This window comes from Streptomyces sp. NRRL F-5123, from assembly GCF_000721495.1.
GTDB lineage: Bacteria > Actinomycetota > Actinomycetes > Streptomycetales > Streptomycetaceae > Actinacidiphila.
Window position 1 is genome coordinate 1 of the sequence record NZ_JOHY01000165.1, and the last position, 710, is coordinate 710.

The 710-nt window shown below is 76.3% G+C and carries 1 protein-coding gene; it reads left to right on the plus strand.

The window, feature by feature from the left end; all coding sequences use genetic code 11:
• Positions 1–64 precede the first annotated feature (64 nt).
• Positions 65–710: ketoacyl-synthetase C-terminal extension domain-containing protein (locus IH54_RS41020; protein WP_324607861.1), on the plus strand; the 646-nt coding region annotated here is incomplete at its 3' end.

The following is a 710-nucleotide window of genomic DNA, read 5'->3' on the forward strand; positions in this document are numbered from 1 at the left end:
GGAGCGGCCTTTGTGGTTGGGGTCGGTGAAGTCGAATATCGGTCATACGCAGGCTGCGGCGGGTATGGCGGGCCTGATCAAGATGGTCATGGCGATGCAGCACGGGGTCCTCCCCGCGAGCCTGCACATCGATGCGCCGACCCCGCACGTCGACTGGAGCGGCGGTTCCGTCGAGCTGCTGACGCGCGCCACGCAGTGGCCCGAGGACGAGGGGCGGCCGCGCCGCGCCGGCATCTCCGCCTTCGGCATCTCCGGCACCAACGCGCACGTCATCGTCGAGGCCGCACCGCCCGAGCCCGCGGGTGATTCCGGCGCGGAGCAGCCGGTGTTCACGGCCGGGGCGCCGCTCGGCGGCGCGGTGCCGTGGGTGGTGTCCGCCGCCTCGCCCGCCGCGCTGCGGGCGCAGGCCGGGAGGCTGGCGGACTTCGCGGAGCGGGCGCAGGCCGGTGCGGTGGGCGTGGGCTGGTCGCTGGTGGCCGGGCGGGCGGTGCTGGAGCACCGTGCGGTGGTGGTCGGCGGCGACGCCGGTCAGCTCCTGGCGGGCCTGCGGTCGCTGGCCGACGACGTGCCGTCCGGCGCGGTGGTGGGCGGCGAGCCGGTCGCGGGCAGCGCGGGCCCCGTGCTCGTCTTCCCGGGGCAGGGTGGGCAGTGGCGGGGGATGGGGGCCGAACTCCTGGATGTCTCGCCGGTGTTCGCGGCGCGGGTGGCGG